The organism is Citrobacter sp. (assembly GCF_050252275.1).
GTDB lineage: Bacteria > Pseudomonadota > Gammaproteobacteria > Enterobacterales > Enterobacteriaceae > Citrobacter_A > Citrobacter_A amalonaticus.
The window spans coordinates 1-2915 of record NZ_JBFWLF010000401.1; the positions used below are offsets into that span (position 1 = coordinate 1).

4 protein-coding genes are annotated in these 2915 nt (G+C 53.6%); 1 reads left to right on the forward strand and 3 read right to left on the reverse strand.

The genetic code is table 11. The features are described from left to right. The 3 genes from AB7E14_RS22310 to ttdA all read right to left on the reverse strand — a co-directional run. A partial coding sequence (locus tag AB7E14_RS22310) for a DASS family sodium-coupled anion symporter (RefSeq protein WP_428169979.1) occupies positions 1-636 on the reverse strand: 636 nt, incomplete at its 3' end. 48 nt (positions 637-684) lie between these two features. Next, the gene (ttdB, locus tag AB7E14_RS22315; RefSeq protein WP_042324302.1) at positions 685-1290 is read right to left on the reverse strand and encodes a L(+)-tartrate dehydratase subunit beta; all 606 of its coding nucleotides are present in this window, start codon (positions 1288-1290) and stop codon (positions 685-687) included. Next, positions 1287-2198, reverse strand: coding sequence for a L(+)-tartrate dehydratase subunit alpha (gene ttdA / locus AB7E14_RS22320; RefSeq protein WP_086512708.1), 912 nt, complete (start codon positions 2196-2198; stop codon positions 1287-1289). The genes ttdB and ttdA overlap by 4 nt, the downstream gene beginning before the upstream one ends. Before the next feature lie 212 nt (positions 2199-2410). Here ttdA and AB7E14_RS22325 point away from each other — a divergent pair. Further along, positions 2411-2915: LysR family transcriptional regulator (locus tag AB7E14_RS22325; protein WP_428169980.1), on the forward strand; the 505-nt coding region annotated here is incomplete at its 3' end.

The following is a 2915-nucleotide window of genomic DNA, read 5'->3' on the forward strand; positions in this document are numbered from 1 at the left end:
CATCGCCGTCAGGAAAATGGCGCTGGTCACGCAGTCGGCGGTGATCCCCATCCACATAATATAAGAACCAATGGAACGGGCGCTGGGATCGTTGGGTTTTGAATTATAGAGCGGCGGCAGGTTGCGGATAATCGGGTAGATGATCCCTGCGCCGCGTGCGGAGTTAGACGGTGTAACGGGAGCAAGAATCAGCTCGGAGAACATCACCGCGTAGCCGAGAAACAGCGTGCGGTGCCCCATTTTTTTCACCAGCATCAGCGCGATACGCCGACCGAGGCCGGTTTTTTCATAGCCGGTGCCAAACATGAAGGCGGCGAAAATCAACCAGATCACCGAGTTAGAAAAACCAGAAACTGCCCACGAGAGCGCTTTGGACGTAAATTTGAATCCGTCCTGGGCGAGTTGTTCGGGGCTGAACAAAAGCCACGGCGAGAGAACCGCGATAATTGATATCCCAATCATCGCCACGACTGCGCCGGGTACCGGTTCCAGAATGAGTCCCACGATAACCCCGGTAAAGACCGCAAAGTAGAGCCAGGTGTGGCTCTCAAGACCGGTGGGGACGGGCAAAACAGCAATAATGGCGATGACCACCAGCGGAGCCAGATATCGCCACCAACCAGATAAAGGTGCCATTGTCGTATCCCTGCGAAAGAGGGAGAGGCCGAGGCCTCTCCGGAAGGGTTATTTGATGTAATGCACGTGTTCGCAGATTTCGTCGACGATGGGACCGCGACGTTCGGCGAACTGTTTTTTGTTTTCGGCGATCAGGTTGTTGCCGTGGGTGTCGATAGAGACAATCAGCGGACCGAACTCTTTCACCCGGCAAACCCACAGCGATTCCGGCATACCGAGCTCCATCCAGTGCACTTCTTCGATCTCTTCCACTTGAGTGGCTGCCAGCACCGCGCAGCCTGCCGGGAAGATCACGTGTAGCGCCTTGAACTTCTGGCAACCTTCTTCCGTTAGCGGCCCCATGCCGCCTTTACCCACCACCAGTTTGACACCCGTCTGCTCAATGAACTCTTTTTCAAAGGCTTCCATGCGCATGCTGGTGGTGGGGCCGACGGAGACCATCTCCCATTTTTCACCGTTCTTACGCACGATCGGTCCGGCATGGAAAATCGCTTTACCGTTGAGGTCGTAGGGGATCGGGCGCTTTAGTTCGATCAGGCGGCGGTGGCAGACGTCGCGGCAGGTCACCAGCGTACCGGTCAGATAGATCACATCGCCAACGCGGATGTCTTCCAGGTCTTCGGCTTTGATCGGGGTTGTGAGGATCTTTTTCATAACGCGCTCCGGGTGTGAGACAGGTTTTCGAAGGAGAGGTCAGAATGGACCAGCAGCGTACCGCGACGGTGCGCCCAGCAGCCGGTAGAGACAGCGACGCCAATGGTCGACGGGTGACGCGCGGCGGATTCAATATGCACGCCCATCACCGAACTGTTGCCGGTGAGCCCCTGCGGGCCAATGCCCAGCCGGTTCAACCCTTCTTCCAGACGCAATTCAAGCTCTGCCGCTTTGGGGTTCGGATGGCGGGTGCCGATCGGACGCAGTACCGCTTTACGGGACAGCACGGCGGCGGTTTCAACGGAGGTGGCGATCCCCACACCGACCAGCACCGGCGGGCAGGCGTTGACGGCCAGCGTCGAGATGTTTTCAAAGACGAACTTCACCACGCCTTCGTAGCCTTCGGAAGGCATCAGCACTTTGGAGCGCCCCGGCAACGTGCAGCCGCCGCCGGCCATGTAAACTTCAATTTCCGCGTCTTCGCCATCAGGGACAATGTCCCATGTCACCCACGGTACGCCGCTACCGGTGTTTTTACCGGTATTCACTTCGTCAAAAATTTCTACCGCGTTGTGGCGCAGCGGCGCTTTCACCGTGGCGTCTTCCACCGCTTGCTTGAGAATGCTTTGCAACTCACCCAATAGCGGGAAACGGGAGCCGACCTTCACGAAGAACATGATCTCACCGGTGTCCTGGCAGGCCGGACGGTTAAGATCGATAGCCTTCTGCATGTTGTCGAACATCGTGTGGTAGATGATTTGCCCCATCTTTGAGGTTTCGGCATCCCGTAGCTGTTTTAATTTGTCCACCACATCGTCGGGCATGCGCGTGGAAATCATGGCGGTAAAATTGGCGACTATTTCCGTCAGCGTATTAACCGCATTTTGATTATTTTGATTGCTCATCATGTCAACTCCAGTTCTTTTATTTGTCTGGAAATAAATTCTCCCTCACAAACTATCATTGAATGTGTGGTTTTATATTATTTGCCACTGTGTATATGCAATTAACAGTTCGTGAATGATGCTGAAGAAAGATGATGAAAATTGAGCAAAGGCAGAGATTAACCTTAGATTGCGAATTACACTTCAGGTATCAATTATCATGGACACCCCGAAAAATGCTCAAAAACTGGCCCTTAGCCAAAGACCTTCAGGTGCTGGTGGAAATCGTCCATACGGGCAGTTTTAGCGCCGCAGCATGCGCCCTCGGACAAACGCCTGCCTTTGTGACGAAGCGGATCCAGATTCTGGAAACTACGCTCGGCACTACGCTGCTTAACCGCTCGGCGCGCGGGGTGGCGCTGACGGAAAGCGGTCAGCGTTGTTACGAACAGGCACTGGTGATCCTGACGCAATATCAGCGCCTGATTGATGATGTGACGCAAATCAAAACGCGCCCGGAAGGGATGATTCGTATTGGCTGTAGCTTCGGATTTGGCCGCAGTCATATTGCACCTGCGATTACCGAATTGATGCGCAATTATCCTGAGTTACAGGTCCATTTTGAACTCTTCGATCGGCAAATTGATTTGGTTCAGGATAATATCGATCTCGATATTCGTATTAACGATGAGATCCCGGATTATTATATTGCGCATTTGTTAACAAAGTATAATAGATTAT